This window comes from Amycolatopsis sp. NPDC098790, from assembly GCF_044759945.1.
Taxonomy (GTDB): Bacteria; Actinomycetota; Actinomycetes; order Mycobacteriales; family Pseudonocardiaceae; genus Amycolatopsis.
In genome coordinates this window covers 65,505-90,426 of sequence record NZ_JBIWAI010000007.1, presented here as the reverse complement: position 1 = coordinate 90,426, position 24,922 = coordinate 65,505, and the positions used below count along the sequence as shown (strand labels likewise).

Here is a 24,922-nt window from a genome sequence, read left to right as displayed (position 1 = left end):
TCGGCGCGCCACTCTCGACCCAGCTGGAGCGTGCACACCCGTGTTCGACACCCTCTCCGATCGGCTCACCGCCGCCCTTCAGACGCTCACGCGCAAGGGCAAGCTGTCCGACGCCGACATCGACGCCACCGCGCGCGAGATCCGCATCGCGCTGCTGGAGGCCGACGTCGCCCTCGGCGTGGTCAAGACCTTCATCGCGAGGATCAAGGACCGGGCGAAGGGCGCCGAGGTCTCGCAGGCGCTCAACCCCGCGCAGCAGGTCATCAAGATCGTCAACGAGGAGCTCGTCGGGATCCTCGGCGGCGAGACGCGCCGGCTGAACCTGGCGAAGAACCCGCCGACCGTGATCATGCTCGCCGGTCTGCAAGGTGCCGGCAAGACGACGCTCGCGGGCAAGCTGGCGCTGTGGCTGAAGAAGCAGGGCCACGCGCCGATGCTGGTCGCCTGCGACCTCCAGCGCCCGAACGCCGTCACGCAGCTGCAGGTCGTCGGCGAGCGCGCCGGCGTCGTCACCTTCGCTCCCGAGCCGGGCAACGGCGTCGGCGACCCGGTCGACGTCGCCCGCCGCGCGATCGCCGAGGCCCGGCACGCGCAGCACGACGTCGTCGTGGTCGACACCGCCGGTCGCCTCGGTGTCGACGAAGAGCTGATGAAGCAGGCCGCCGACATCCGCGACGCGGTCGAGCCGGACGAGGTCCTGTTCGTCGTCGACGCGATGATCGGCCAGGACGCCGTGACCACGGCCCAGGCGTTCCAGGACGGCGTCGGCTTCAGCGGCGTCGTGCTCACCAAGCTCGACGGCGACGCCCGCGGTGGTGCCGCGCTGAGCGTCCGCGAGATCACTGGCCAGCCGATCCTCTTCGCCTCCAACGGCGAGAAGCTCGAGGACTTCGACACCTTCCACCCGGACCGGATGGCGTCGCGGATCCTCGGCATGGGTGACGTGCTCACGCTGATCGAGCAGGCCGAGCAGGCCTTCGACCAGGACCAGGCCGAGAAGGCCGCGGCGAAGCTGTCGAGCGGCCAGCTCACCCTCGAGGACTTCCTCGAGCAGATGCTCGCGGTCCGCAAGATGGGCCCGATCGGCAACCTGCTCGGCATGCTCCCGGGTGCCGGCCAGATGAAGGACCAGCTGGCCCAGGTCGACGACAAGCACCTGGACAAGCTGCAGGCCATCATCCGCGGCATGACCCCGGCCGAGCGCGACGATCCCAAGACGATCAACGGCTCCCGGCGGCTGCGCATCGCGAACGGCTCCGGCGTCACCGTCCGCGAGGTCAACGACCTGGTCAACCGGTTCTTCGAGGCCCGCAAGATGATGGCCCAGATGGCCGGCCGGTTCGGCTTCGGCGGCGGGGGCGGCGGCTCCAAGTCGCGCAAGGGCAAGAAGGGCAAGAAGGGCCGCGGCCCGACGCCCCCCAAGGTCCGCGGCGGCTTCCCCGGCGGCATGCCGATGCTGCCCCCGGGCGGGCAGATGCCGGGTGGCATGCCCGACCTCTCGCAGCTGGGCGGCATGAACGACGTCCCGGGCTTCGACCCGTCGAAGTTCAAGCTGCCGAAGAACCCCAAGGACAATTGAGCACCGCGCTGCACGCCGCCGGGGTGGTCCTGCCCGGCGGCGAGTCCCGGGACCTCTGGATCACCGGCGGCCGGATCTCGTTCGAGCCGGTGCCGGACGCCGAGACCCTCGGCCGGGACGTCTTCCTCGTGCCCGGCCTGGTCGACGCGCACTGCCACCCCGGCATCGGCGTCGGCGGGCCCGTCTCGCTCGAAGAGGCGGCGTCGCAAGCGGTCGTGGACCGGGACGCGGGCACGCTGCTGATCCGCGACTGCGGGCTGCCGATCGACGTCCGGCCGCTGCAACGGCGGGCCGACCTGCCGACGATCATCCGCGCCGGGCAGCACCTCGCGCTGGCCAAGCGGTACATCCCGGGGCTCGGCATCGAGCTGGAGGACGCCTCGCAGCTGCCGGACGCCGTCGCCGGGCAGGCGCGGGACGGCGACGGCTGGGTCAAGCTCGTCGGCGACTGGATCGACCGCGGCGCCGGCGACCTCGCGCCGCTCTGGCCGGACGACGTCCTGGCCGAGGCCGTCAAGGTCGCGCACGACCACGGCGCCCGTGTCACCGCGCACGTGTTCGGCGAAGCCGCGCTGCCCGGGCTGATCGCGTCGGGCATCGACTGCCTCGAACACGGCACCGGCCTGAGCGGCGACCAGCTGGCCGAACTGGCCCGCAACGACGTCGCGCTGGTCCCGACCCTGATCAACATCGAGAACTTCCCGGGCATCGCGGACAAGGCCGGCAAGTACCCGCGGTACGCCGACCACATGCGGGCGCTGCACGCCGGCGTCGGCGAGATGGTCGCTTCCGCCATCGAAGCCGGTGTACGCGTCTTCGCGGGCAGCGACGCGGGCGGCATGGTCGAGCACGGCAGGCTCGTCGACGAGATCGAGGCCCTGCACCGCGCGGGCATGACCCGCGAGGCGGCGCTCGCGAGCGCGTCGTGGGGTGCCCGCGACTGGCTCGGCCACCCCGGCATCGCCGACGGCGCGCCCGCCGACCTGCTCGTCTACGCGAGCGATCCGCGCGAGGACCTGGGCGTCCTGCGGCACCCTTCCCACATCGTGCTCGGCGGAGTGGTGTACGCGTAGACCCCGCCGATTTCCTTGCGGGGTCGGCACTTTAGCGTTGGACCCGTGACGGACGACGGCGCACGGCGCGTGCTGGGGGCGCACTGGTGTTTCGTGGCGTTCTTCGCGGGGATCGCCGGCTACTACCTGATCAACCTGATCATCGCCGCGGGGGTCAACCGCAACGTCGGCGAGTTCGACCCCCTCGAGCTGCACGACATCGGCCCGCTGCTGCTCCTGGCGTTCGTGCCCAACCTGCTGCTCGGCCTCGGCCCCGCGGTCGGCTCGTGGCGCTGGGGCGAGGGCCTGCGCGCCGACTTCGGGCTGAAGCCGACCTGGCGCGACGTCCGGATCGGCCTCGCCTGCGGCGCCCTCGCGCTGGTCGTCGGCTACGGGCTCAACCTCGTGCTGATCGCCGTCTACGGCGCCGACGACGTCTCCGACAGCCCGCTGACCGACCTCGCCGACACCTTCGAGGGCGACACCGTCTGGCTGGTGCTCGCCGCCGTGATCGTCATCGCCGGCGCGCCGATCACCGAAGAGCTGCTGGTGCGCGGCACGCTGTGGAAGGCGCTGGCGGTCCACCGCGTCCCGCCGTGGGCGGTGCTGTTGCTCACGTCGGTGGTGTTCGCGCAGCTGCACGGCGAGCCGACGCGCACGATCGCGCTGATCGGCCAGGGCATCGCCATCGGGCTGGCCCGGCACCTGTCCGGCCGGGTGAGCGCCGGGGTGATCGCGCACGCGGCCAACAACCTGCCGCCGGCGGTGCTGCTGTTCGTCGCGCACTGAGGGTGTTGCGAAGATCGTGGACAGTAGTCGGACGGATACTGTGCGATCACATCTCGGCCGCTAGGCTCGTCGGCAGGAGCCGAGCGACCGCGGAGGGCCAGGCGTGACCACTTCCCAGCCCCGGGACCCGGCTTCCGACGCGCTGCCGGAACCCGAGGAGCCGGCCGCGTTCCTCGAGCCCCCGCGCCGGCACCGGTGGGGCTTCGGGGCCTTCTTACTCGTCGAGGCCGTGCTGCTGGCGTCGGCGGCGTTCGTGTCGGTGCTGGTCGGCGACACCGGCCCCGGTCCGCTGCCGATCCGCGTCGTGCTCCTCGGCACCATGCTGCCGACGATGATCGCGGCCTCCGTCGCGGTGCTGATCACCTACCTGCGCGGCAACGGGCCCTTCGCCGACCTGCGGCTGGAGTGGCGCTGGGCCGACGTGAAGACCGGGTTCCGGTACGGCTGCGTCGGGCTCGTCTTCACCACCCTCGGCGCCTACCTGTGGACGCAGCTGGTCGGCAACGCGAACGCGACGTCGGCGATCAGCGCGCTGGTCGAGGACCGGAAGATGTCGATCTCCGCGGCCGTCGTGATGTTCGTCTACCTCTGGCTGCTCGGCCCGATCTGCGAGGAGATCATCTACCGCGGGCTGCTCTGGGGCGCCGCCGAACAGCTGCAGTGGCGCAGCGAGCGCTGGGGCCGCGTCGCGGCGTTCCTGCTGTCGACGGCGGTCTTCGCGGCCAGCCACCTCGAGCCGCTGCGGACGACGTTGCTGCTGGTCATCGCGGTGCCGATCGGCCTGGCCCGGCTGGTCACCGGGCGGCTGCCGGCCAGTATCGTCGCGCACCAGGTGAACAACTTCCTCCCGGCGCTGACCATCCTGCTCGGAGCGCTCGGGGTGGCCTCTTTCTAGGGGCGCGGGCGCCGTCTGGCAGAATGGGTCACTGCCTGCTTCCGCCGGACCCTCTCACCGCGCGAAAGCTCCTGACCTTCGGGTGCCCGCGTCCGTGTCCCCACTCGGCCCGCGTGCGCCCACCCCAGCACCAGAGAGACTCGAGGAGAACCCACACCCGTGGCCGTCAAGATCAAGCTGCAGCGCCTCGGCAAGATCCGTGCGCCGTACTACCGCATCATCGTCGCCGACGCGCGCACCCGCCGGGACGGCAAGGCCATCGAGACGATCGGCAAGTACCACCCGAAGGAAGAGCCGAGCCTGATCGAGGTCGTCTCCGAGCGCGCCCAGTACTGGCTGGGTGTCGGCGCGCAGCCGACCGAGCCGGTCCAGCGCCTGCTGGAGATCACCGGTGACTGGCAGAAGTTCAAGGGCCTGCCGGGCGCCGAGGGCACCCTGAAGGTGGCCGAGCCGAAGCCGTCCAAGCAGGACCTGTTCAACGCGGCGCTCGCCGCGGCCGGCGAGGAGCCCTCCACCGAGGCCACCACGCCGAAGAAGAAGTCCGCCCCCAAGAAGGCCGAGGCCGAGAAGGCCGAAGCCGCCGAGGGTGAGAAGGCCGAGTGAGCTTTCTGGCTGACTCCCTCGAGCACCTGGTGCGCGGGATCGTCGACAACCCGGACGAGGTCCGGGTCGAGCTGCTGACCACGCGCCGTGGCCGCACGCTCGAGGTGCACGTGCACCCCGACGACCTCGGCAAGGTGATCGGCCGGGGTGGTCGCACGGCGACCGCCCTGCGCACCGTCATGGGCGGCATCGGTGGCCGCGGCGTCCGCGTGGACGTCGTCGACACCGATCGCTGAGCCCCTTTCGGAAAACGGTCAGGATGGACGTCGTAGTCGGCCGCATCGCCAAGGCGCACGGCATCCGCGGGGAACTCGCGGTGGACGTGCGCACGGACTCGCCGGACGAGCGGTTCAGGGTCGGCGCGGCCGTGACGACGAAGCTGCGTGACGGCAGCAAGAGGGAACTCACCATCGCAGCCGCCCGCGAACACAGCGGGCGGCTGCTGGTGCGTTTCGAGGAGGTGCTGACCCGCGACGTCGCCGAGACGCTGCGGGGGGCGCTTCTGCTCGCCGACACCGACACGCTGCCACCGACGTCGGACCCCGACGAGTTCTACGACCACGAGCTGGCCGGCTTGCGGGCCGAGCTTGCCGACGGCACGGTCGTCGGCAAGGTCGTCGAGATCGTCCACTCGCCCGCGGGCGAGCTGCTGGAGCTGGACGTCGACGGGCGTGACGTGCTGGTGCCGTTCGTCCGCGCGATCGTCCCCACGGTGGACGTCGCGGGCGGCCGGGTCGTGCTCGACCCGCCGGAAGGCCTCCTCGACGCATGAGGCGCTGGACGGCCCTCTTCGCGGCCTTGCTGATCGCCGTGGTCCTCTCGCCCCCGGCGCGGGCGGCGGGCCCGACCTACGGCGACTTCTCGATGATGTTCCACCGCAGCGCGGGCCAGTACGCGCCACCGGGGGAGAAGGCGTACCAGTGGGCGTGGTCGCCGCAGTCGGCCACCGAGTCGCAGATCTCCTGGGGCGACCCGCTCGCCTGGCCGCCGTCCTACGCGGAGCACTTCGTCCGCGACGGCGACTGGGTCCTGCTCGACGGCTGGGGCGGCAACGGCACCTACTACACCGAACGCGTCACCGGCGAATCCCTCTGCCGGGGCGGCGCCTGTACGCCGATCCCGTCGCACGGGGGGCAGCAGCACTACGTCCGCTGGAGCGTTCCGGCGTCCGACTACCAGCTGCTCGCCCAGGGGACCGTCACGGAGCAGAGCAGCGGCAAGCACTTCCGCTTCAGGCACGTGCAGACCTGGCACGCGCCCGCGCCGTGCGGCTCGGCCCGCTTCGGCGCCCGGACGTGCGTCACGCAGAGCGAGTCGTGGTCGTCCGACCAGGACCTGCCCGCCGGCTCGCCGCTGCGCGAGACGGAACGCCGGGACATCCGCATCGCGCAGGGGCTCGGCATGGCCTTCACGATCGACCAGCAGGTCGAGTCCCCGTGGCACGCCGAGGCCACCGAGTACTGGAACTGGTGACCGGGTGCGCATCGACGTCGTCACGATCTTCCCCGAGTACCTCGACCCGCTGCGCGCGGCGCTGCTGGGCCGGGCCATCGACCGCGGCCTGATCGAGGTCGGCGTGCACGACCTGCGCGACTGGACCCACGACGTCCACCGCGCGGTCGACGACGCGCCGTACGGCGGCGGCCCCGGCATGGTGATGAAACCGCAGATCTGGGGCCCCGCCCTGGACGACGTCTGCACGTCCGGGACGCGGCTCGTCGTGCCGACGCCTGCCGGGCGGCCGTTCACCCAGGAGCTGGCGCACGAATACGCGTCGGAGAAGCACCTGGTCTTCGCGTGCGGCCGGTACGAGGGCATCGACCAGCGGGTCGTCGACGACGCCGCGCGCCGGATGCCGGTCGACGAGGTGTCGATCGGCGACTACGTGCTGGTCGGCGGCGAGGCGGCGGTGCTGGTCATCGTCGAAGCCGTCGTCCGGCTGCTGCCCGGGGTGCTCGGCAACGCGCGCTCGGCCGCCGAAGACTCGTTCTCCGACGGCCTGCTCGAAGGCCCCAGCTACACGCGCCCGGAGGTGTGGCGGGAGCTGGCCGTGCCGGACGTCCTGCGGTCCGGCAACCACGCGCTGATCGACCGCTGGCGGCGTGACCAGGCCCTGGAGCGCACGGCCCGCCGCCGCCCCGATCTCCTGGCGGCGTTGCCGGAAGGTAGTCTCGACAAGCACGATCGCGGGGTCCTGGAGGGCTTGGACCCCGAGCAGGCTTAGGGCCGGTTACTTGACACCCGGCAGGGTCTGCAATACTTGACAGGTTGGCGTGATGGACCTCGTCGTCCATGAGCCCGCCATCAGCCCCCTTGGGTCGCCCGCAGCTTCACCGTTGCGCGCTGTGCGGCCTTCGGGACGTGTACGCAAGCCATACGAAGACGAGGACGGACCACCGATGAACACCCTGGACGCGCTGGACAAGCAGTCACTGCGTTCCGACATCCCGGACTTCCGCCCGGGCGACACCCTCAAGGTGCACGTCCGCGTCATCGAGGGCAACCGCGAGCGCAACCAGGTCTTCCAGGGCGTCGTGATCCGCCGTCAGGGCGGCGGCATCCGGGAGACCTTCACCGTCCGCAAGATCTCCTTCGGCGTCGGCGTCGAGCGCACCTTCCCGGTGCACTCGCCGAACATCGCCGAGGTCGAGGTCCACAAGCGCGGTGACGTGCGGCGCGCGAAGCTGTACTACCTGCGCGACCTGCGCGGCAAGAAGGCCAAGATCAAGGAGCGCCGCGAGAACCGCGAGACGGCCTCGGCTAACTGAGTCACCACCCGGTTACCGGTAGCCTGACGACGTGGCCGAACCCGTGTCCCAGAACGCTCCTGAGGATGACCCCGATCGCTCCGAAGAGGACAAGCCCAGGCTGTCCCGCTCCGAGGAGCGCGGGGGGTCCCGCCGGCGGCGAGCCAAGCCCGCCAAGAAACGGTCGTTCTGGAAGGAACTGCCGATCCTGCTCGTGATCGCCCTGGTGCTCACGATCCTGATCCAGACATTCCTCGCGAAGGTCTTCATGATCCCTTCGGGGTCGATGGAGGCCACGCTGCACGGGTGCCCCGGCTGCACCGGTGACCGGATCCTCGTCGACCGGGTCACCTACGACTTCACCGAGCCGTCCCCCGGCGACGTGATCGTGTTCAAGGGCCCGCCGGCGTGGGTCAACAACGAGATCGCGCCGCAGGAGTCGAGCAACATCGTCGTCCAGGGCCTGCGCAGTCTCGGCTCGCTGGTCGGGTTCGCCCCGCCGGACGAGCGCGACTTCGTCAAGCGCGTGATCGCGGTCGGCGGCCAGACCGTCCAGTGCTGCGACACGCAGGGCCGGGTCGTCGTGGACGGCAAGGGGCTCGACGAGCCGTACGTCCACTGGGAGGACCCGTCCAACCAGGCGGAGCGGCCCTTCGACCCGGTCAAGGTCCCGGCCGGGACGGTGTGGGTCATGGGTGACAACCGGAACAACTCCGACGACTCCCGGTTCCAGGGCGGCGGCGGCGTGAACGGCGCGGTCCCCGTGGACAACATCATCGGCAAGGCGCGGATCATCGTCCTGCCGCCGAGCCGGTGGGGCGGGATCACCGACCACAACCCGCAGGAAGCGGCCCAGCCGGTCGCGCTCGGCGCGCCGGCCTGGCAGAGCGGCATCCCGCTCGGCGCCGGGATCGCGGCGGCGTGGCCCGCGCTCTTCCTGGGGCGCAAGCTCAAGTCCGGACTGCGCCGGAAACGCTAGCCACCCCGATCCGTGTCGGCAGACGGGTGATCCAGCCTTGACTCTTCCCGTTCCCCTCACCGCGGCCGAGCCGATCCGGCCGCCGCGGGCCGTGGTGCGCGGCGACCTCTTCTGGGGTCTGCAGGGCGCGCTCGACCGCCGTGGCCTCGGCCCGGTCGCCGGTGTGGACGAAGCCGGCGCCGGGGCGTGCGCGGGGCCGCTGGTGGTCGCGGCCTGCGTGCTCAAGCAGGGCGACGCGAAGCTCACCGAGCTGACGGACTCGAAGCTGATGACGGCGAAGGCGCGCGACCGCGTCTACGACCTGATCCTCAAACGCGCCGTCGACTACTCGGTGATCGTCATTCCCACGGCCGAGGTCGACCTCTACGGCATCCGGGTGATGAACCTGGAGGGCATGCGACGCGCCGCGGCGGCTCTGCGCGTGTCGCCGGGCTACATCCTGACCGACGGGTTCCGGGTCCCGGGCCTGACGGCGCCGAACGCGGCGGTGATCAAGGGCGACCGTTCGGTGGCGTGCATCGCTGCCGCGTCGGTGCTGGCGAAGGTGACGCGGGACCGCATCATGGCGGGCTACCACGACGACCTCCCGCACTACGGTTTCGACGTGCACAAGGGTTACAGCACGTCCGACCACCTGGCGGCGCTGCGCGAGCACGGCCCCAGCGACGTCCACCGGTGGTCGTACACGAACGTCGCGACGGTGGCCGTCAAGCACGGCCTGCGGCCGACGCGGCCGGTCGTGCTGACGTACGCGGCGCTGGAGAAGGCCATGGAGTCCGGGACCGCGGCGAGCCTGACCGCGGTCCTCGACGAGGCACTCGAGCCACAACTCAGCCTGCCGCTGCATGCCCCGGGCGCGGGTGTGGGTCACAATGAACGCTCCGCCGGAGCAGCACGAGCCCGAGGAGGGGCGCGGATTTCATGAGCGCAGAGGATCTCGAGAAGTACGAGACCGAGATGGAGCTCTCGCTGTACCGCGAGTACCGCGACATCGTCGGCCAGTTCTCGTACGTGGTGGAGACCGAGCGGCGGTTCTACCTGGCGAACGCGGTCGACGTCCAGGTCCGCGACGGCGGCGGCGAGGTGTACTTCGAGGTCCGCATGTCCGACGCGTGGGTCTGGGACATGTACCGCCCGGCCCGGTTCGTCAAGCACGTCCGGGTCATCACGTTCAAGGACGTCAACGTCGAAGAGCTCGACAAGCCGGACCTGAGGTTGCCCGAGGACGGCCCGTTCTCGGGCTGAGCTCCCGTTTCGTCACCCGCGCCGGTTCGTCCTTTCGGACGGGCCGGCGCGGTGCTTTCTACGTCGCTCCTCCTCACGCACGTGTGAGCTCTCCGGCCATGCGGTCATTCGCGCGCACACCGGCGACAAGCTGCTGCCGCTCGCGGGGCGGAATGCCTTCCGTCGCCGTAGCACAGCAGCCCGACATTCCGTGTGCCTCCGCCGCAGCCGGTGGACTGGTTGTCCACATGTCCCTGGTTGTCCACAGGCCGGCGTTTTCGGTCTGTTTCGCCGCCGCGTGCGCTGGCATCGTCGAACGCACACGCACTGTGATCACCGGGACCGCCCCGGTGACCGGCGCATCGACGAGGGGCGAACACGATGACGGGCACCGACCAGCTCGCAAGACACCGCCGCGACCTGGGCGCGTGGGGCGAAGACCTCGCCGCCCGGCACCTGCAGGATCGCGGGCTGGTCCTGCTGGGCCGCAACTGGCGCTGCCGCGAAGGTGAGATCGACCTGATCCTGACCGACCGCACGCGAGTGGTCTTCTGCGAGGTCAAGACCCGCACGAGCACCGAGTACGGCCTTCCGTCGGAGACGGTCACCGAGGAAAAGGCCGGCCGCGTACGTCAAGCGGCCCAGCGCTGGTTACGAGAGTTCCGCATCGGCTGGTGCCCAGTCCGCTACGACGTCGTGACGATCCTCGCCGAGCCCGGGACGAGGCTTCGCGTCCAGCACATCGAGGCGGCGTTCTGATGCCCATCGCGAGGGCTTGGAGTGTCGCGTTGCTCGGCATCGACGGCCGGGTCATCGAGATCGAAGCCGACCTCGGCGGCGGCCTGAGCCGCGTCACGCTCGTCGGCCTCCCCGACGCCGGGCTGCGCGAGGCCAAAGACCGTGTCCGATCGGCCGTCCGCAACTCCGGCCAGTCCTGGCCGGACGGAAAGGTGACGCTCGGCTTGTCGCCGGCGAACCTCCCGAAGGTCGGGTCGGCGTACGACCTCGGCATCGCGGCGGCTGTCCTCGCGGCGACCGGCACGGTCCCGGCGACGCGGCTGCTCGGCACGGTCCTGCTGGGCGAGCTCGCCTTGGACGGACGCATCCGCCCGGTGCGCGGCGTTCTCCCGGGTCTCCTGGCGGCACGGGCGGCCGGTTACGAGCGAGCCGTGGTCCCCGCGGACTCGCTGGTCGAGGCGGCGCTGGTGGACGGCATCGACGTCGCCGGCGCGGCCCACTTGCGCGATCTGGTGGGGTGGTTGAAGAACGAGGCCGACCTCGTGCCCCCGGATCCGCCGAGCCCGCCGGCAACCCCGTCGGTACCGGACCTCGCGGACGTCATCGGACAACCGGAGGCGCGCTGGGGTCTGGAGGTCGCGGCGGCGGGCGGCCACCACCTCTTGCTCACCGGTCCACCGGGCGTCGGGAAGACGATGCTCGCTCGTCGCCTGCCCGGCCTCTTGCCGCCCCTGTCCCAAGAAGAGTCCTTGGAGGTGACGGCGGTGCACTCAGTCGACGGCTCGTTGTCGAAGTCGTCGCCGCTGGTGACGGTACCGCCGTTCGTGGCGCCTCACCATTCGATCACGGTGGCGGCTCTGATCGGCGGTGGCAGTGGCTTGCCCGTGCCGGGTGCGATCAGCCGGGCCCACCGCGGAGTGCTGTTCCTGGATGAGGTCTGCGAGTTCGGCAGCGATCGTTTGGAGTCGTTGCGCACGGTGCTGGAGGAGGGCGAGGTCCGCATCGCGCGCGTCAAGGGCTCGATCACCTACCCCGCGCGGTTCCAGCTGATCCTGGCGACGAACCCGTGTGCCTGCGCACCACCGAAGGAGGTGGATTGCGTGTGCTCCCCGACAGCCCGTCGTCGCTATCTCGGCCGGTTGTCTGGTCCGCTGCTCGACCGAGTTGACCTCCGCGTGAACCTGCGACCGTTGAGCGCGATCAGCGCGCACGACACCGGAGCGACGGAGTCTTCCGAGGCGGTTCGCGCCCGGGTCTTGCAGGCTCGTGAACGAGCGGCGCACCGCTGGCAAGCCCACGGCTGGCGCTCGAATTCGGAGATCCCGGGGCCGGCCCTACGCCGTGCGTTCACCCTCGCCCCGAACGCAACGCTGCTGCTGGACCGGGCAATGGACCGTGGGGCGCTGAGCGGCCGAGGAGCCGATCGTTGCCTTCGAATCGCATGGACCCTCGCCGACCTGGATGGCGAACCCCGTCCCGGCGCGGACCAGGTCAGCTCGGCCCTTGCCTTCCGTGAGCGGGTGGCGGCGTGACTCTCGATCGATTGCGCACTGCACACGCGCGGCCAGGGGCGGCGCGGCTCCGAGCCGATCGATTCGGACGGCTCGTCCTGGTTTTCCGTGAGCGGGTGGCGGCATGAGCGCCGACGAGTTGCGGCAAGCCCGCGCCTACCTCCTGCGGGTCGCCGAACCGCCGGCCGCCGCGCTGGCTGCCTTCGTGGCCGCGCGGGGCCCAGTCGAGGCTGCCGCCCGGGTTCGCCGGGGTGACTGTCCGCCCGAAGTCCTCAAAGCGACCGAGGCGCGTCGCGAATACGACCTCGTCGGCCAGGACTTCGCGCGGGCCGCCGCGGCCGGGGCTCGTCTCGTCGTCCCCGAAGACGACGAGTGGCCCGCCTGGCCGCTGCTCGCCCTCGACCAAGCCGCCCGGCGTGGCGTGTCCGAAGCCGTGGCTCCGCTCGCCTTGTGGGTCACCGGCGATGTCGCCCTCGGCACCGCCGCGGACCGGGCCGTCGCCGTCGTCGGTGCTCGGGCGGCGACCGAGTACGGCGAGCACCACGCCGCCGAGCTGTCCTATGGCCTGGCCACCCGGGGCGTTCCGGTCTTCTCGGGCGCGGCCTACGGCATCGACGGCGCCGCCCATCGCGGTGCTCTCGCTGCCTCGGGGGTCACCGTCGCCGTGCTCGGCTGTGCCGTCGATGCGGGCTATCCGGCCGGCCACGTCGGGCTGCTCAACCGGATCGTCCGCAACGGTGGCGCGGTCGTCAGCGAGTACCCGCCCGGCACGCCGCCCGCCAGGCACCGGTTCCTCGTCCGCAACCGGCTGATCGCGGCCCTCACCGAAGGCACCTTGGTCGTCGAAGCCGGGAAACGCAGCGGCGCGCGCAACACCGCGAGCACCGCCGGGGCGCTCGGCAAGGTGGTCATGGCCGTGCCGGGACCCGTCTCGTCGGGGATGTCCGTCGGCTGCCACGAGCTGATCCGCGACTCCCGCGCGACGCTCGTCTCGACCGTCGACGAGATCCTCGAGACCGTCGGCCGCTTCGGTATTGCCGAGGACCCGGCCGCCCGGCCGAGGCGCCCGACCGACCGGCTCGGTCCCGAGGCGTTGCGCGCCTACGAGGCGCTTGCCGCACGCGCCGACCGGTCGGACTCCGAAATCGCGGCCGAATCCGGGCTGCCGCTGCGGAAAGTGCGGGCCTTGCTGCCGGCGTTGGAGGTCGACGGATTCGCCGTCCGCGGGGACGCGGGCTGGCGACGACGGAGGGAAAGCGCGTGAACGCCACGAAATCCGGGCGAAATCGTCGAAGTCGTTCGGCCGGTCCGGTGTGCCCGCGTGGCGATCCTTGACCGGAGGCGGTTGTTCGCGCAGCGTGACATCCATGCCGCCGCCATCACACTCCGGCCGGGGCCGCCGTCCGGACCTGCGTGCGCTCCGGGCCGCGCTGCCCGAGCCGATCCGGGCCGTCGTCACCGGGTACGAACGGCACCTCGGGCTCGAACGCGGCCTGTCCGCGCACACCGTCCGGGCGTACGTGGGCGATGCGGTGTCGCTGCTCGGGTTCGTCGTGGACGGCGGTGGCGCGCTCGCCGACCTGGACCTGGCGCGGTTGCGGGCGTGGCTCGCCGCCCAGCAGACCGGCGGGGCGAGCCGGACGACGCTCGCGCGGCGGGCCGCCTCGGCGCGGACGTTCACCGCCTGGGCGCACCGGACCGGCGTCCTCGCGACCGATCCCGGCGGCCGGCTCGCCGCGCCGCGGGCGCACCGCACCCTGCCGGGGGTGCTGCGCGCCGGCCAGGCGGGGGAGGTCATGCAGGCGTCGGCGGCCGGCGCGGCCGAACGCGATCCCGTCGCACTGCGTGATCGCGCGATCGTCGAGCTGCTCTACGCCACGGGCATCCGCGTGTCCGAGTTGTGCGGGTTGGACCTCGGTGGAGCCGACTTCTCCCGTCGTGTCGTGACGGTGCTCGGCAAGGGCGGCAAGGAACGCGTGGTGCCGTTCGGCGTGCCGGCGGCGCGAGCGCTCGACGACTGGATCACCGAGGGGCGGCCGAAGATCGTCGCGGAAACCGCCGGTGACGGCGTCGAGCCCGCGCTTTTCCTCGGTGTGCGGGGGAAACGCGTCGACCCGCGTGCGGTGCGGCGGGTGGTGCACGACGCCGTCTCGGCGGTGCCCGGAGCGCTCGACATGGGCCCTCACGGCCTGCGGCATTCGGCGGCGACGCATCTGCTCGAGGGGGGTGCGGATCTCAGGAGCGTTCAGGAACTGCTCGGTCACGCTACGCTTGCCACGACGCAGCTCTACACTCATGTGACCGTCGACCGGTTGAAAGCGATCCATGACCGAGCGCACCCCAGGGCCTGAGGCGGCCCGGGGAGTCTCGCCGGGGTCGTCACCAGCGGGCCCGGCGGCGCACGCGCATCCGCACGAGCACGGAGACGACACTGAGCCGCATGCCGAGAACGACTGTGCAATGACCGCAGGACCGCACGTGACCGAAGCCGCCGGAGTGACCACTCACGGTGAGGCCGTCGTGCCCGCGGAATCGCGCGCCGGCTACGACGTCGACGCCGGGATCGCGGCGCTGTGGCGGCAGTTCGCCGACAGTCCCGACCAGACGTCGCGCGATCGGCTCGTGCTGCACTACGCCCCGCTGGTCAAGTACGTCGCGGGCCGGGTCGGCACCGGCCTGCCGACCCACGTCGACGTCGGCGACCTCGTGCAGTCCGGCATCTTCGGCCTCGTCGACGCGATCGAGAAGTTCGACCCCGAGCGCGGCCTGCGCTTCGAGACGTACGCGATGCAGCGCATCCGCGGCGCGATCCTCGACGACCTCCGTTCGCAGGACTGGGTGCCGCGCGCGGTCCGCAGCAAGGCCAAGGAGGCCGAGCGCGCGATGGAGCGGCTCGGCGCCCGCCTGAACCGCACCCCGACCGACGCCGAGCTCGCGGCCGAGCTGGGCATCGGCCTCGACGACCTGCGCGACTTCTACGGCCAGCTGCAGCTCACCAGCGTCGTCGCGCTGGAGGACCTGGTGGCCGCGGGCAAGGACAGCGGCTCGCTGGTCGACACGCTGCCCGACGACGACGCCGTCGACCCGGTCGCGGTGCTCGTCGACCAGGACAACCGGCGCCAGCTCGCGCAGGCCATCGCGCAGCTGACCGAGCGCGACAAGATCGTGGTCAGCCTCTACTACTTCGAGAGCCTGACCCTCGCCGAGATCGGCAAGGTCCTCGGCGTGACGGAGTCGCGGGTCAGCCAGCTGCACACGCGGGCGGTCATGCGGCTGCGGGCCAAGCTGGTCGAGCAGACCGGCGCCTGATCAGGGACCACCTCCCCACGGCTTGAGGCGGAATTCGCCGAGCTCGCCGGTGAGGGCGAGGGGATCGACGTACTCGTCGCCCCGCCGCACGCCCCAGTGCAGGCAGGCGGCGATCGCGCAGCCGGGGTGCCCGGCGAGGACGGTTCCGAGCACCTGCCCCCGGTAGACCTGGTCCCCGACGGCGACTTCCGGTTCGACGGGCTCGTAGGTGGTGCGCAGGCCACCGTCGTGGTCGACGGACATGACGGGCCGCCCGCCGACGAGCCCGGCGAAGACGACGACCCCGGCATCGGCGGAAAGGACCTCCTGCCCGGGGACGGCGGCCAGGTCGACGCCCCGGTGCCCGGCGCCGTAGGGGGTTTCGGGGGCGTCGAAGTACTTCACGACCACTGGAACGGGTGACAGTGGCCAGGAGAGCCGCCCTTGGGGCGCGGCTCGCGGGGAATCCGGCCAGGCCCAGGAAGCCGGCGAGGTCCAGGAATTCGGCGAGGTCCAGGTGACCGACGCCGGCTGGGACGGTGCCGCCATGAGTGCGGTGGCCCAGGATCCGGCCGGGGCTCGGGACACCCGCAGGAGGGCCACCGGGGGTTCCGCCGCTGGACGCACGGCGGCCTCGGGCTCGGCCGTCCACGGGACGGCCGTTCGGGGAGCAACTGCTTCCGGATCGAACGAGGACCGGTCGGCGGATGCCGTCGGGGTTGATCCGAGCGCTGTCGCCGGTTCGCGCGCCGCCGTCAGCTCGCGTTCCGCCCTCCACCGGCCGGGCGTCCGCGGAGGGTCACCCGGCCGTGGCGGTGGTGCCTGTGGGGGTCTGTACTCGCCGGGCATCCCCAACCCGGCCGGCCCCGCCACCAGGACCGGGCCGGCCGCCCACCCGGGCGCCACCGGCGCCAGGGCGACCAGCCCGCCGGCCATCACGAAAACCGCCGTGACCAGGGCGACAACGCCCCCGGCACGACCCGTCAACCACTGCGAAACTCCGCTGATCAACTCCATGACTCCAGCCTGCGGCACCGGACAGCCGCGTGGGATCGCGTCGACGAATCTGTGGACAACTCGGCCCGTTCCGGCGCCGGTGTGGACAACTCGGCCGCCGGTGGGGGAGGGGCTGGTGGCAGGGGGTAGAATCTTTTGCGCGGTCCGCGTGAGCGGGCTGACTTCGCGTGCACGTGCGCGTTCCCTCGATTTTTTCCTACCGCGGGAGACGCACGGGGTCCGGCGGTCCCTGGGGTTCCTCACCCCTCAGGGTCCGGGCTCCGGCACGGGCACCAGGGCGAACGGCCACCCGGCCGCGAGCGACAAAACCGAGCAGCGCGTCCAGCGGGCGCGCGCGACACAGAAGAGGTTGATTCCGGCAATGGCCGTCGTCACCATGAAGCAGCTGCTCGACAGCGGCGTGCACTTCGGGCACCAGACCCGTCGGTGGAACCCGAAGATGAAGCGCTACATCTTCACCGAGCGCAACGGCATCTACATCATCGACCTGCAGCAGACGCTGACCTACATCGACCGTGCGTACGAGTTCATCAAGGAAACCGTCGCGCACGGCGGCACCATCATGTTCGTCGGCACCAAGAAGCAGGCTCAGGAAGCCATCGCGGCCGAAGCCTCGCGCGTGGGCATGCCCTACGTCAACCAGCGCTGGCTCGGCGGCATGCTGACCAACTTCCAGACCGTGCACAAGCGCCTCCTCCGCCTTAAGGAGCTCGAGTCGCGGGAGCAGACCGGCGGCTTCGAAGGTCTCACCAAGCGCGAGATCCTCACGCTCACCCGTGAGAAGGACAAGCTCGAGAAGACCCTCGGCGGTATCCGCGACATGGCCAAGGTGCCGAGCATCGTGTGGATCGTCGACACGAAGAAGGAGCACATCGCCGTCGGCGAGGCTCGGAAGCTGAACATCCCGGTCGTCGCGATCCTGGACACCAACTGCGACCCGGACGAGGTCGACTACCCGATCCCGGGCAACGACGACGCCATCCGGTCGGCCGCCCTGCTGACCAAGGTCGTCGCCGAGGCCGCGGCCGCCGGTCTGATGCAGCGCTCCAGCCGCAACGGTGCTTCCGCGGACACGAAGCCGGAGCCGGGCGTCGCCGCCGACGAGCCGCTGGCCGAGTGGGAGAAGGAGCTGCTCGCCGGCTCCGAGACCGCCGCCGCCGACGCGACCGAGGCCGCTGCCGCGACCGAGGCCGCCACCGAGCAGGCGACCGCCTCCTCCTGATGTCCCACCGCCCGTGCGGCCGGCCCGATGGGCCGGCCGCACCGGCGTAGCAACCCACAGACTTCCTGCAAAGGACGGATTTACCAGAATGGCGAACTACACCGCCGCTGACGTGAAGCGCCTGCGCGAGATGACCGGCGCCGGCATGATGGACTGCAAGAAGGCGCTGGAGGAGAACGACGGCGACTTCGAGAAGGCCGTCGAGTTCCTCCGCATCAAGGGCGCCAAGGACGTCGGCAAGCGCGCCGAGCGCGCCACTGCCGAGGGCCTGGTCACCGGCGACGGTGGCGTCCTCATCGAGCTCGACTCCGAGACCGACTTCGTCGCGAAGAACGCCGACTTCCAGGCGCTCGCCGCGAAGATCGTCGAGGTCGCGAAGACCCTTAAGACCAGCGACGTCGAGGCGCTCAAGGGTGCCGAGCTCGACGGCAAGACCGTCAACGAGGTCGTCCAGGAGCTGTCGGCCCGCATCGGCGAGAAGCTGGAACTGCGTCGCGTCGTGGCCTTCGAGGGCCAGACCGCGACCTACCTGCACCGCCGCGGCTCCGACCTGCCGCCGGCCGTCGGCGTGCTCGTCGAGTTCACCGGTGACGACGCCGAGGCCGCCCGCGGTGCCGCCATGCAGGTCGCCGCGCTGCGCGCCAAGTACCTCACCCGCGACGAGGTGCCCGCCGAGATCGTCGAGAACGAGCGCTCCATCGCGGAGAAGACCGCTCGTGAAGAGGGCAAGCCGGAGCAGGCCCTCACGAAGATCATCGAGGGCAAGGTCAACGCGTACTACAAGGACAACGTCCTGCTCGAGCAGCCGTCGGTCAAGGACAACAAGAAGACCGTCAAGGCACTGCTCGACGAGGCCGGCGTGACCGTGACCAAGTTCGCGCGGTTCGAGGTCGGCCAGGCCTGACCTCAGGCCAGGGCGTAGGTTTCACACCCACAGTGCCCCGTCTCCGTCCATCGGGGACGGGGCACTGTCGGGTCCAGAGGGAATGTGAAGGTCGAGGGGCACCCGCCGACGTACTCCCTCCCGCGGAGGCGGCCAACAACACAGGAGGCGACATAGATGGGTGACCGGGTCGAAGGTGGCTACCGGCGGGTGCTGCTGAAACTGGGCGGCGAAATGTTCGGCGGTGGTTCGATCGGCGTCGATCCGGATGTCGTCCACTCGGTCGCGCAGCAGATCGCCGACGTCGCCCGCACCGGCGTCCAGGTCGCGGTCGTGATCGGCGGCGGCAACTACTTCCGCGGCGCCGAGCTCTCGCAGCGCGGCATGGACCGCGACCGCGCCGACTACATGGCGATGCTGGGCACCGTGATGAACTGCCTGGCGCTGCAGGACTTCCTGGAGAAGGAAGGCCTGCCCACCCGCGTGCAGACCGCCATCACGATGGGCCAGGTCGCCGAGCCCTACATCCCGCGCCGCGCCGAGCGGCACCTGGAGAAGGGGCGCGTCGTGATCTTCGGCGCCGGGGTCGGCATGCCGTACTTCTCCACCGACACCGCGGCGGCGCAGCGGGCGCTCGAGCTGGGCTGCGAGGCCGTGCTGATGGCCAAGGCCGTCGACGGCGTCTACACCGCGGACCCCAAGGCCGACCCGACCGCCGAGATGTTCCGCGAGATCACCCACCGCGAGGTGCTGGAGCGGGACCTCAAGGTCGCCGACGCGACGGCGTTCAGCCTCTGCATGGACAACAACATGCCGATCATCGTGTTCAACCTGCTCACCGAGGGGAACATCGCCCGCGCGGTGAGTGGTGAAAGAATCGGCACGTTGGTCAGCACCCCCGCCGACGGGGTGCCGGCCTAGACCTGCTGGGATCAGCAAGCGCCACCCATCACAACTACGGGAGTGACCGTGATCGACGAGACCCTCCTCGATGCCGAGGAGAAGATGGAAAAAGCGGTGTCCGTCGCCAAGGACGAGCTGCAGTCGGTACGCACCGGCCGGGCTTCGTCGGCGATGTTCTCGCGGATCGTCGTCGAGTACTACGGCTCGCCGACCCCGCTGAACCAGCTCGCCAGCGTGAACGTGCCGGAAGCCCGGATGGCGCTCATCAAGCCCTACGACCAGTCGCAGCTCGGCGCGATCGAGAAGGCGATCCGGGAGTCGGACCTCGGCGTCAACCCGAGCAACGACGGCCAGGTCATCCGCATCGTCATCCCGCAGCTCACCGAGGAGCGGCGCAAGGAGATGGTGAAGGTCGCCAAGGGCAAGGGCGAGGACGCCCGCGTCTCGATCCGCAGCATCCGCCGCAAGTCCAAGGACGAGCTCGACCGCATCGCCAAGGACGGCGAGGCGGGCGAGGACGACGTCGCGCGCGCGGAGAAGGAACTGCAGAACCTGACCGACACCTACGTGCACAAGGTCGACGAGCTGGTCAAGCACAAGGAAGCCGAGCTGCTCGAGGTCTGATGGCACAGGTGAGCGAGGAACGCGAGGACCGGGTGGACGCGACCGGAGACGAACCGGCCGGCGCACCCGGGACGCCGGGAGCGGCGGACGCCGGCACGCCGGCCACGCCGGAGTTCCCGGGAACCGCCGGGGCGGCTCCGGCCGGCGAGGCGGCCGGTCCGGCGACCTCGCGGACCGGCGAGACGGGCCCGGTGGCGGCTTCGCCCGCCGCTGGTGCCGCCTCGGCGACCGGCGAAGCGGACCGGTTGTCGGCCGCCGGCACCCCGGCGGTGGAGATCCCGGCCGCCGGGACCGCGCCGGAGGTCAAGAAGGCCTCCAAGGCCGGCCGCAACCTGCCCGCGGCCATCGGGGTCGGGCTGCTGCTCGGTGCCGCGATCATCGTTTCCCTGCTCACCGTGCGCTTCCTGTTCATCGGGATCATCGCGATCGCGATCGCGGTCGGCACCTTCGAGTTCGCCGGGGTGCTGCGCCGGGTCGCCGACACCAAGGTCGCGATGATCCCGGTGCTCGTCGGCGGGCAGGCGATGATCTGGCTCGCCTGGCCGTTCGGCCGCGAAGGTGCGCTCACCGCCTTCGTCCTCACCGTGCTCGCTTGCCTGCTGTGGCGCCTGCCCGGCGGCGCGAAGGGCTACCTGCGCGACATCAGCGCGTCGACGTTCGCCGCTGCCTACCTGCCGCTCTTCGGCGCCTTCGCGGCCATGCTCGTGCCCCCGTCGGACGGCGTCGGGCGCGTTCTCACCTTCCTGATCGGCGTCGTCGCGTCGGACACCGGCGGATACATCGCCGGCGTGCTCGGCGGGAAGCACCCGATGGCCCCCACCATCAGCCCGAAGAAGACCTGGGAAGGCTTCGGCGGTTCGCTGGTCGGCGGGGTCGTGGCCGGCGCGCTCACCCTGAGCCTGCTGCTGGACGGCCACGTCTGGCAGGGCGTCATCTTCGGCGTCGCGATCGTGCTCACCGCGACCCTCGGCGACCTCGTCGAGTCGCTGATCAAGCGCGACCTCGGCGTCAAGGACATGGGGACACTGCTGCCCGGGCACGGCGGGATCATGGACCGCCTCGACTCGCTGCTGCCCTCGGCGGTCGTGTCCTGGCTGCTGCTCTCGGCGTTCGTCCCGCTCGGCTGACCTGCGGTGGGAGCCGGAGGCTCCCACGCGGGAGGCAACGGTTCGTGGACGGCCGAAGCTTCGGCGGGTTTGACTCGGGGGCATGACCACCGAAACCCGTGCTCCGGCGAAACTGGCCCTGTCCGCCGTCTGCCTGGGCTTCCTGATGATCACGCTCGACGCGACCATCGTGAACCTGGCCTTACCCGCGATCGGTGCGGAGTTCGGCGAGCCGGCGACCGCCGCGCTGCAGTGGGTCGTCGACGCCTACACCGTCACGCTCGCCGCGTTCCTGCTCACCTGGGGTGCGGCCGGTGACCGGTGGGGTTCGCGACGCGTGTTCGAAGCGGGCGTCGCCGTCTTCGTCGTCGCGAGCATCGGCTGTGCCCTCGCGCAGGACGCGACCTGGCTGATCGCCGCCCGCGCGGTCCAGGGTGCCGGGGCCGGCGCGCTGCTGCCGTCGTCGCTCGCGCTGATCGCCCACCAGTTCCCGGACGCGCGGGAGCGGGCCCGCGCCTTGGGCGTGTGGGGCGGCATGAGCGGTGTCGGGCTGGCCGCCGGGCCGGTGCTCGGCGGGCTCGCCGTCGGACTCGCCGACTGGCGGCTCGTCTTCGCGGTCAACGTCCCGGTCGGGATCGTCGCCATCGTCCTGACGCGCCGCGCGGTCACCGAACCACCGCGTCGGGAGACCCGCCTCGACTTCGCCGGGCAGCTCTTCGGCACGGCGTCGCTGGCCGCTTTCGTCGCCGGGTTCATCGAGGCCGGGCACGCGGGCTGGCTCGCGCCGGCGACCCTCGCGCTGCTCGCCGGGGGAGTGGTGGCCGGCGCGGTGTTCGTGGCGGCCGAGAAGCGCGTTCCCGAACCCGTGCTGCCGCTCGGAATGCTCAAGATCCGGAACTTCGCGGTGGCGACCGGGATCGGCGGCCTGTTCAACTTCTGCCTCTACGGCACGCTCTTCTGCCTCGCGTTGTTCCTGCAACGCGCCTGGTCGCTGGGCGCGCTCGCGGCCGGGCTCGCCCTGGTGCCGCTGACGATGGCGGTCGGGCTCAACGCGTTCTTCAGCGGACGGCTGACCGGGCGGTTCGGCCCGCGCGTCCCGATGGTCGCGGGCGCGCTGGCCGGGCTCGCCGGCGCGATCGGCTTCGCCCTGCTGCCCGCGGAACGCGCGCTCGTGCCGTTCGTCGTCGTCTCGGTCGTCTTCGGTTGCTGCTCGCTGGCCATGCCCGCGATGACGTCGCTGGCGATGAACTCGTTGCCGGGCAAGGCCGGGCTCGCCGCCGGGGTGCTCAACGCGTCCCGCCAGACCGGCGGCGCGATCGGGGTCGCGCTCGTCGGCGCACTGCACCCCGCCGCCGGGATGTGGCTGGTGGCGGGCGGGTACGCGCTGGTGGCGGGCTTGGCGTTCGCCGAGCGTCAGTCGTCGTAGGGGTCGTCGACCTCGGCGCGGCCCCACTCCTCGGAGACGCGCGAGTGGTCGATCACCGCGAAGACGGCGCCTTCCGGGTCGGCGAGGATCGACATCCGGCCGAACGGCGTGTCGTAGGGCTGGATCACGACGGTGCCGCCGTGCATCAGCGACTCGCCCGCGACCGCGTCGACCCCGCGCGCCGGGTCGATGTCGAAGTAGACGAGCCAGTGCGGCGGGGTGTCGAGGCTGTACTCCGAACCCATGACGTACCGGTACAGCACGGGTTCGTGTTCGATGAGCCATTCGACGTAGTCCAGGGACTCGCCGTCGCCGATCTGGTGGCTGCCGTAGGTGAAGAGCTTGGTGTAGAAGTGATCCGCCGCGACGCCGTCGTGCGTGTTGAGGTCCGCGCCGCTGAACGTGTTGGGGATCCCGGTGACGAACTCCCAGTCCGGCGGCACCTCCCAGAACACCACCGGCGCGCCGCACGCGTCGAAGGCGTGCAGGATCGTGCCGCGCTCCGGGATCGGCGCCGGGCCGAGCGTGATCCGCCCGCCGAGGTGCTCCACCCACTCGGCCGCGCTCGCGGTGTGCGGCACGGACAGGTGCGGCATCCAGCCCAGCGGCGCGCCCGGCGCGGCGCGGTAGAGCCCGCCCACCGGGACGGTGTTGAGCGTGGCGAGGCCGTACCGGCCGTCGGACGTCGCGGGATCCCGTTGAGTGGTGTACTCCCAGCCGAAGAGGGCACCGTAGAATCTTTCCGCCACGGCCGGCTCGCGGCAGGCCAGCTCGATCCAGCACGGGATCCCGGCCGGAACCGGGGACGGGGGACTGGACGGGCCGATCGTCATGTGGTGCTCCTCCCGAGACCCACCGAATTCTAGGCGTGAACCGTGTGGTTTCCGCCAAGATTCGGCCGCCGGTAAATCACTTGCCGGCGCAGGAGGGCCCGAAAGGAGCAGCGGTGCGGTGGTCGTCCCGGCGCGCGGAGGTCGTGCCGAGCCCGAACATCTGGTACTACCCGGCCGACTACGAGCTGGAGAACCGCGCGCAGGACAGCGCCGGCGAGATCTGGCGCGTGCTGGTGGAAGAAGCCCCCTGGGCCGGCCGGGACGTGCTGGACGTCGGGTGCGGCGACGGCTTCCACCTGCCGCGTTTCGCCCGCGAAGCCCGCTCGGTGCTCGGGATCGAGCCGCACGAGCCGTTGGTGCGAAGCGCGCTCAAGCGCGTCGAAGGACTGTCGAACGTGGACGTCCGGATGGGCCGGGCCCAGCGGCTGCCGGTCCGCAGCGCGAGCGTCGACGTCGTCCACGCGCGCACGGCGTACTTCTTCGGCCCCGGCTGCGAGCCCGGACTGGCGGAGGCCGAGCGGGTGCTGCGGCCGGGCGGGTCGATCGTGATCGTCGACCTCGACGCGACCGGCGAGCCCTACGGCGGCTGGATGCGCGCCGACCTGCCGCACTACGACCCGGTGGCGGTGGAGCGGTTCTTCGCCCGCGCCGGGTTCGGCCTACGCCGGGTCGCCACGGAGTGGCGTTTCACGACCGCCGCCGACCTCGAAGCGGTGCTGAAGATCGAGTTCAGCAAGCGGGTCGCCGAACAGGCGATCGCGGAGTCCTTGCAGCGTAACGGGAATCGCGCGCAGGACCTGACGCTGCCGGTGGGCTACCGCGTGCACACGCGGGTGAAGCCCACCGGCCTCGTCCTGCCAGGTCACTCGGCTGCCGTCTCGCCCGAAGCGGATTCCTCGTCGTCTTCGCCGAGGATGCCGTAGAGCGAGCGCCGGGCGTCGTTGAGCACCTCGGCCGCGCGGGCCTGCTGGCTCTCGGTGCCCGCCCGCATGATCTGCACGACCGCCGCGGCCAGGTTCTTGCCCGCCTTCGCGAGCCCGACCTCGACCGGGTCGACGTCCTGGGCGATCTGCTCCCACGGCGGGGTGCTGTCCTGCTCTTCGGCGGCGGTGCGGCCGGCGTCGGTCAGCTCGAACAGCTTCTTGCCGTTCTCGTCCTTGCTGACGACGAGGCCTTCGTCGGCCAGCAGCTGCAGCGTCGGGTAGACCGAGCCGGGGCTCGGCCGCCAGAAGCCGCCGGAGCGTTCGCCGATTTCGCGGATGATCTCGTAGCCGTGCCGGGGCTGCTCGGCGAGCAGCGCCAGGATCGCGGCGCGGACGTCACCGCGGCGGCTGCGCCGTCCGCCGTGACCCCGCCGGCCCGGTCCGTGTCCCCGGCCGCGGCCCCGTCCACCGGGACCGAAGCCCGGGCCGAAGTCGCCGAAGCCACCGAAGGGTGCACGCCCACGTTCCTGGGCGAAGGGGTGATCTTGAGTGAAGGGGTGTCGTGGCCTACGCATGTCGG

28 protein-coding genes are annotated in these 24,922 nt (G+C 71.3%); 25 read left to right on the top strand and 3 right to left on the bottom strand.

Annotated elements, in window-relative coordinates:
* Positions 1–40 precede the first annotated feature (40 nt).
* The 18 genes from ffh to ACIQWX_RS41125 all read left to right on the top strand — a co-directional run bounded on the left by ffh (position 41) and on the right by ACIQWX_RS41125 (position 15,426).
* Positions 41–1,579: a signal recognition particle protein gene (gene ffh / locus ACIQWX_RS41210; protein WP_400883397.1), complete on the top strand. Its 1,539-nt coding sequence runs from the start codon at positions 41–43 to the stop codon at positions 1,577–1,579.
* Positions 1,576–2,652 carry an amidohydrolase family protein gene (locus ACIQWX_RS41205; RefSeq protein ID WP_400883395.1) on the top strand — a complete coding sequence of 359 codons (1,077 nt, stop codon included), beginning with the start codon at positions 1,576–1,578 and terminating at the stop codon, positions 2,650–2,652. The genes ffh and ACIQWX_RS41205 overlap by 4 nt, the downstream gene beginning before the upstream one ends.
* 45 nt (positions 2,653–2,697) lie before the next feature.
* Positions 2,698–3,420: a lysostaphin resistance A-like protein gene (locus ACIQWX_RS41200; protein WP_400883393.1), complete on the top strand. Its 723-nt coding sequence runs from the start codon at positions 2,698–2,700 to the stop codon at positions 3,418–3,420.
* Between the two features lie 103 nt (positions 3,421–3,523).
* Positions 3,524–4,315: a lysostaphin resistance A-like protein gene (locus tag ACIQWX_RS41195; protein WP_400883391.1), complete on the top strand. Its 792-nt coding sequence runs from the start codon at positions 3,524–3,526 to the stop codon at positions 4,313–4,315.
* A 159-nt stretch (positions 4,316–4,474) separates the two neighbouring features.
* Positions 4,475–4,918: a 30S ribosomal protein S16 gene (gene rpsP, locus ACIQWX_RS41190; protein ID WP_086680523.1), complete on the top strand. Its 444-nt coding sequence runs from the start codon at positions 4,475–4,477 to the stop codon at positions 4,916–4,918.
* Complete coding sequence (locus ACIQWX_RS41185) at positions 4,915–5,154, top strand: RNA-binding protein (RefSeq protein WP_003103110.1); 240 nt, start codon at positions 4,915–4,917, stop codon at positions 5,152–5,154. Before rpsP ends, ACIQWX_RS41185 begins: the two co-directional genes overlap by 4 nt.
* A 23-nt stretch (positions 5,155–5,177) precedes the next feature.
* Positions 5,178–5,690, top strand: coding sequence for a ribosome maturation factor RimM (gene rimM, locus ACIQWX_RS41180; RefSeq protein ID WP_400883388.1), 513 nt, complete (start codon positions 5,178–5,180; stop codon positions 5,688–5,690).
* Positions 5,687–6,391 carry a hypothetical protein gene (locus ACIQWX_RS41175; RefSeq protein ID WP_400883385.1) on the top strand — a complete coding sequence of 235 codons (705 nt, stop codon included), beginning with the start codon at positions 5,687–5,689 and terminating at the stop codon, positions 6,389–6,391. Before rimM ends, ACIQWX_RS41175 begins: the two co-directional genes overlap by 4 nt.
* Before the next feature lie 4 nt (positions 6,392–6,395).
* On the top strand, positions 6,396–7,142 hold the full coding sequence (gene trmD / locus ACIQWX_RS41170; protein ID WP_400883383.1) for a tRNA (guanosine(37)-N1)-methyltransferase TrmD: 747 nt from the start codon (positions 6,396–6,398) through the stop codon (positions 7,140–7,142).
* A gap of 175 nt (positions 7,143–7,317) precedes the next feature.
* Positions 7,318–7,686, top strand: a complete 369-nt coding sequence (gene rplS, locus ACIQWX_RS41165) for a 50S ribosomal protein L19 (protein ID WP_086680529.1) — start codon at positions 7,318–7,320, stop codon at positions 7,684–7,686.
* A 31-nt stretch (positions 7,687–7,717) separates the two neighbouring features.
* Positions 7,718–8,644, top strand: coding sequence for a signal peptidase I (gene lepB, locus ACIQWX_RS41160; RefSeq protein WP_400883380.1), 927 nt, complete (start codon positions 7,718–7,720; stop codon positions 8,642–8,644).
* A gap of 91 nt (positions 8,645–8,735) precedes the next feature.
* Positions 8,736–9,569: a ribonuclease HII gene (locus ACIQWX_RS41155; RefSeq protein ID WP_400884325.1), complete on the top strand. Its 834-nt coding sequence runs from the start codon at positions 8,736–8,738 to the stop codon at positions 9,567–9,569.
* Positions 9,566–9,889, top strand: a complete 324-nt coding sequence (locus ACIQWX_RS41150) for a DUF2469 domain-containing protein (RefSeq protein ID WP_003096226.1) — start codon at positions 9,566–9,568, stop codon at positions 9,887–9,889. The genes ACIQWX_RS41155 and ACIQWX_RS41150 overlap by 4 nt, the downstream gene beginning before the upstream one ends.
* A 360-nt stretch (positions 9,890–10,249) precedes the next feature.
* Positions 10,250–10,627, top strand: a complete 378-nt coding sequence (locus ACIQWX_RS41145) for a YraN family protein (protein ID WP_400883377.1) — start codon at positions 10,250–10,252, stop codon at positions 10,625–10,627.
* A complete protein-coding gene (locus tag ACIQWX_RS41140; RefSeq protein WP_400883374.1) occupies positions 10,627–12,138 on the top strand; it encodes a YifB family Mg chelatase-like AAA ATPase in 1,512 nt (503 codons plus the stop codon). Before ACIQWX_RS41145 ends, ACIQWX_RS41140 begins: the two co-directional genes overlap by 1 nt.
* A 103-nt stretch (positions 12,139–12,241) precedes the next feature.
* Entirely contained in the window at positions 12,242–13,381 is a 1,140-nt protein-coding gene (dprA, locus tag ACIQWX_RS41135; RefSeq protein ID WP_400883371.1) for a DNA-processing protein DprA, read from the top strand.
* 103 nt (positions 13,382–13,484) lie between these two features.
* The gene (locus tag ACIQWX_RS41130; protein ID WP_400883368.1) at positions 13,485–14,468 is read left to right on the top strand and encodes a tyrosine recombinase XerC; all 984 of its coding nucleotides are present in this window, start codon (positions 13,485–13,487) and stop codon (positions 14,466–14,468) included.
* Between the two features lie 109 nt (positions 14,469–14,577).
* Complete coding sequence (locus ACIQWX_RS41125; RefSeq protein ID WP_400883365.1) at positions 14,578–15,426, top strand: FliA/WhiG family RNA polymerase sigma factor; 849 nt, start codon at positions 14,578–14,580, stop codon at positions 15,424–15,426.
* Here the strand turns inward: ACIQWX_RS41125 and ACIQWX_RS41120 are convergent, their stop codons facing one another.
* Positions 15,427–16,032 (bottom strand): M23 family metallopeptidase, encoded by a 606-nt coding sequence (locus tag ACIQWX_RS41120; RefSeq protein ID WP_400883362.1) that lies wholly within the window; start codon positions 16,030–16,032, stop codon positions 15,427–15,429. It lies immediately after the preceding gene.
* 751 nt (positions 16,033–16,783) lie between these two features.
* Here ACIQWX_RS41120 and rpsB point away from each other — a divergent pair.
* The 6 genes from rpsB to ACIQWX_RS41090 all read left to right on the top strand — a co-directional run bounded on the left by rpsB (position 16,784) and on the right by ACIQWX_RS41090 (position 22,586).
* Positions 16,784–17,644 carry a 30S ribosomal protein S2 gene (gene rpsB / locus ACIQWX_RS41115; RefSeq protein WP_372670636.1) on the top strand — a complete coding sequence of 287 codons (861 nt, stop codon included), beginning with the start codon at positions 16,784–16,786 and terminating at the stop codon, positions 17,642–17,644.
* Between the two features lie 88 nt (positions 17,645–17,732).
* Positions 17,733–18,548: a translation elongation factor Ts gene (gene tsf / locus ACIQWX_RS41110; RefSeq protein WP_400883358.1), complete on the top strand. Its 816-nt coding sequence runs from the start codon at positions 17,733–17,735 to the stop codon at positions 18,546–18,548.
* 156 nt (positions 18,549–18,704) lie between these two features.
* The gene (pyrH, locus tag ACIQWX_RS41105) at positions 18,705–19,448 is read left to right on the top strand and encodes a UMP kinase (RefSeq protein ID WP_003065595.1); all 744 of its coding nucleotides are present in this window, start codon (positions 18,705–18,707) and stop codon (positions 19,446–19,448) included.
* 48 nt (positions 19,449–19,496) lie between these two features.
* A complete protein-coding gene (gene frr, locus ACIQWX_RS41100; protein WP_400883355.1) occupies positions 19,497–20,054 on the top strand; it encodes a ribosome recycling factor in 558 nt (185 codons plus the stop codon).
* Entirely contained in the window at positions 20,054–21,181 is a 1,128-nt protein-coding gene (locus ACIQWX_RS41095) for a phosphatidate cytidylyltransferase (RefSeq protein ID WP_400883352.1), read from the top strand. Before frr ends, ACIQWX_RS41095 begins: the two co-directional genes overlap by 1 nt.
* Positions 21,182–21,263: 82 nt before the next feature.
* On the top strand, positions 21,264–22,586 hold the full coding sequence (locus ACIQWX_RS41090) for an MFS transporter (RefSeq protein WP_400883349.1): 1,323 nt from the start codon (positions 21,264–21,266) through the stop codon (positions 22,584–22,586).
* On the opposite strand, the gene ACIQWX_RS41085 is transcribed toward ACIQWX_RS41090, so the two are convergent.
* The gene (locus ACIQWX_RS41085; protein WP_400883346.1) at positions 22,574–23,419 is read right to left on the bottom strand and encodes a VOC family protein; all 846 of its coding nucleotides are present in this window, start codon (positions 23,417–23,419) and stop codon (positions 22,574–22,576) included. The two genes, ACIQWX_RS41090 and ACIQWX_RS41085, sit on opposite strands and share 13 nt — an antisense overlap.
* A gap of 113 nt (positions 23,420–23,532) precedes the next feature.
* Between ACIQWX_RS41085 and ACIQWX_RS41080 the strand changes: the two genes are divergently transcribed.
* Entirely contained in the window at positions 23,533–24,342 is an 810-nt protein-coding gene (locus ACIQWX_RS41080) for a class I SAM-dependent methyltransferase (RefSeq protein WP_400883343.1), read from the top strand.
* On the opposite strand, the gene ACIQWX_RS41075 is transcribed toward ACIQWX_RS41080, so the two are convergent.
* Positions 24,282–24,917: a PadR family transcriptional regulator gene (locus ACIQWX_RS41075; RefSeq protein ID WP_400883340.1), complete on the bottom strand. Its 636-nt coding sequence runs from the start codon at positions 24,915–24,917 to the stop codon at positions 24,282–24,284. The two genes, ACIQWX_RS41080 and ACIQWX_RS41075, sit on opposite strands and share 61 nt — an antisense overlap.
* Between the last annotated feature and the right edge of the window lie 5 nt (positions 24,918–24,922).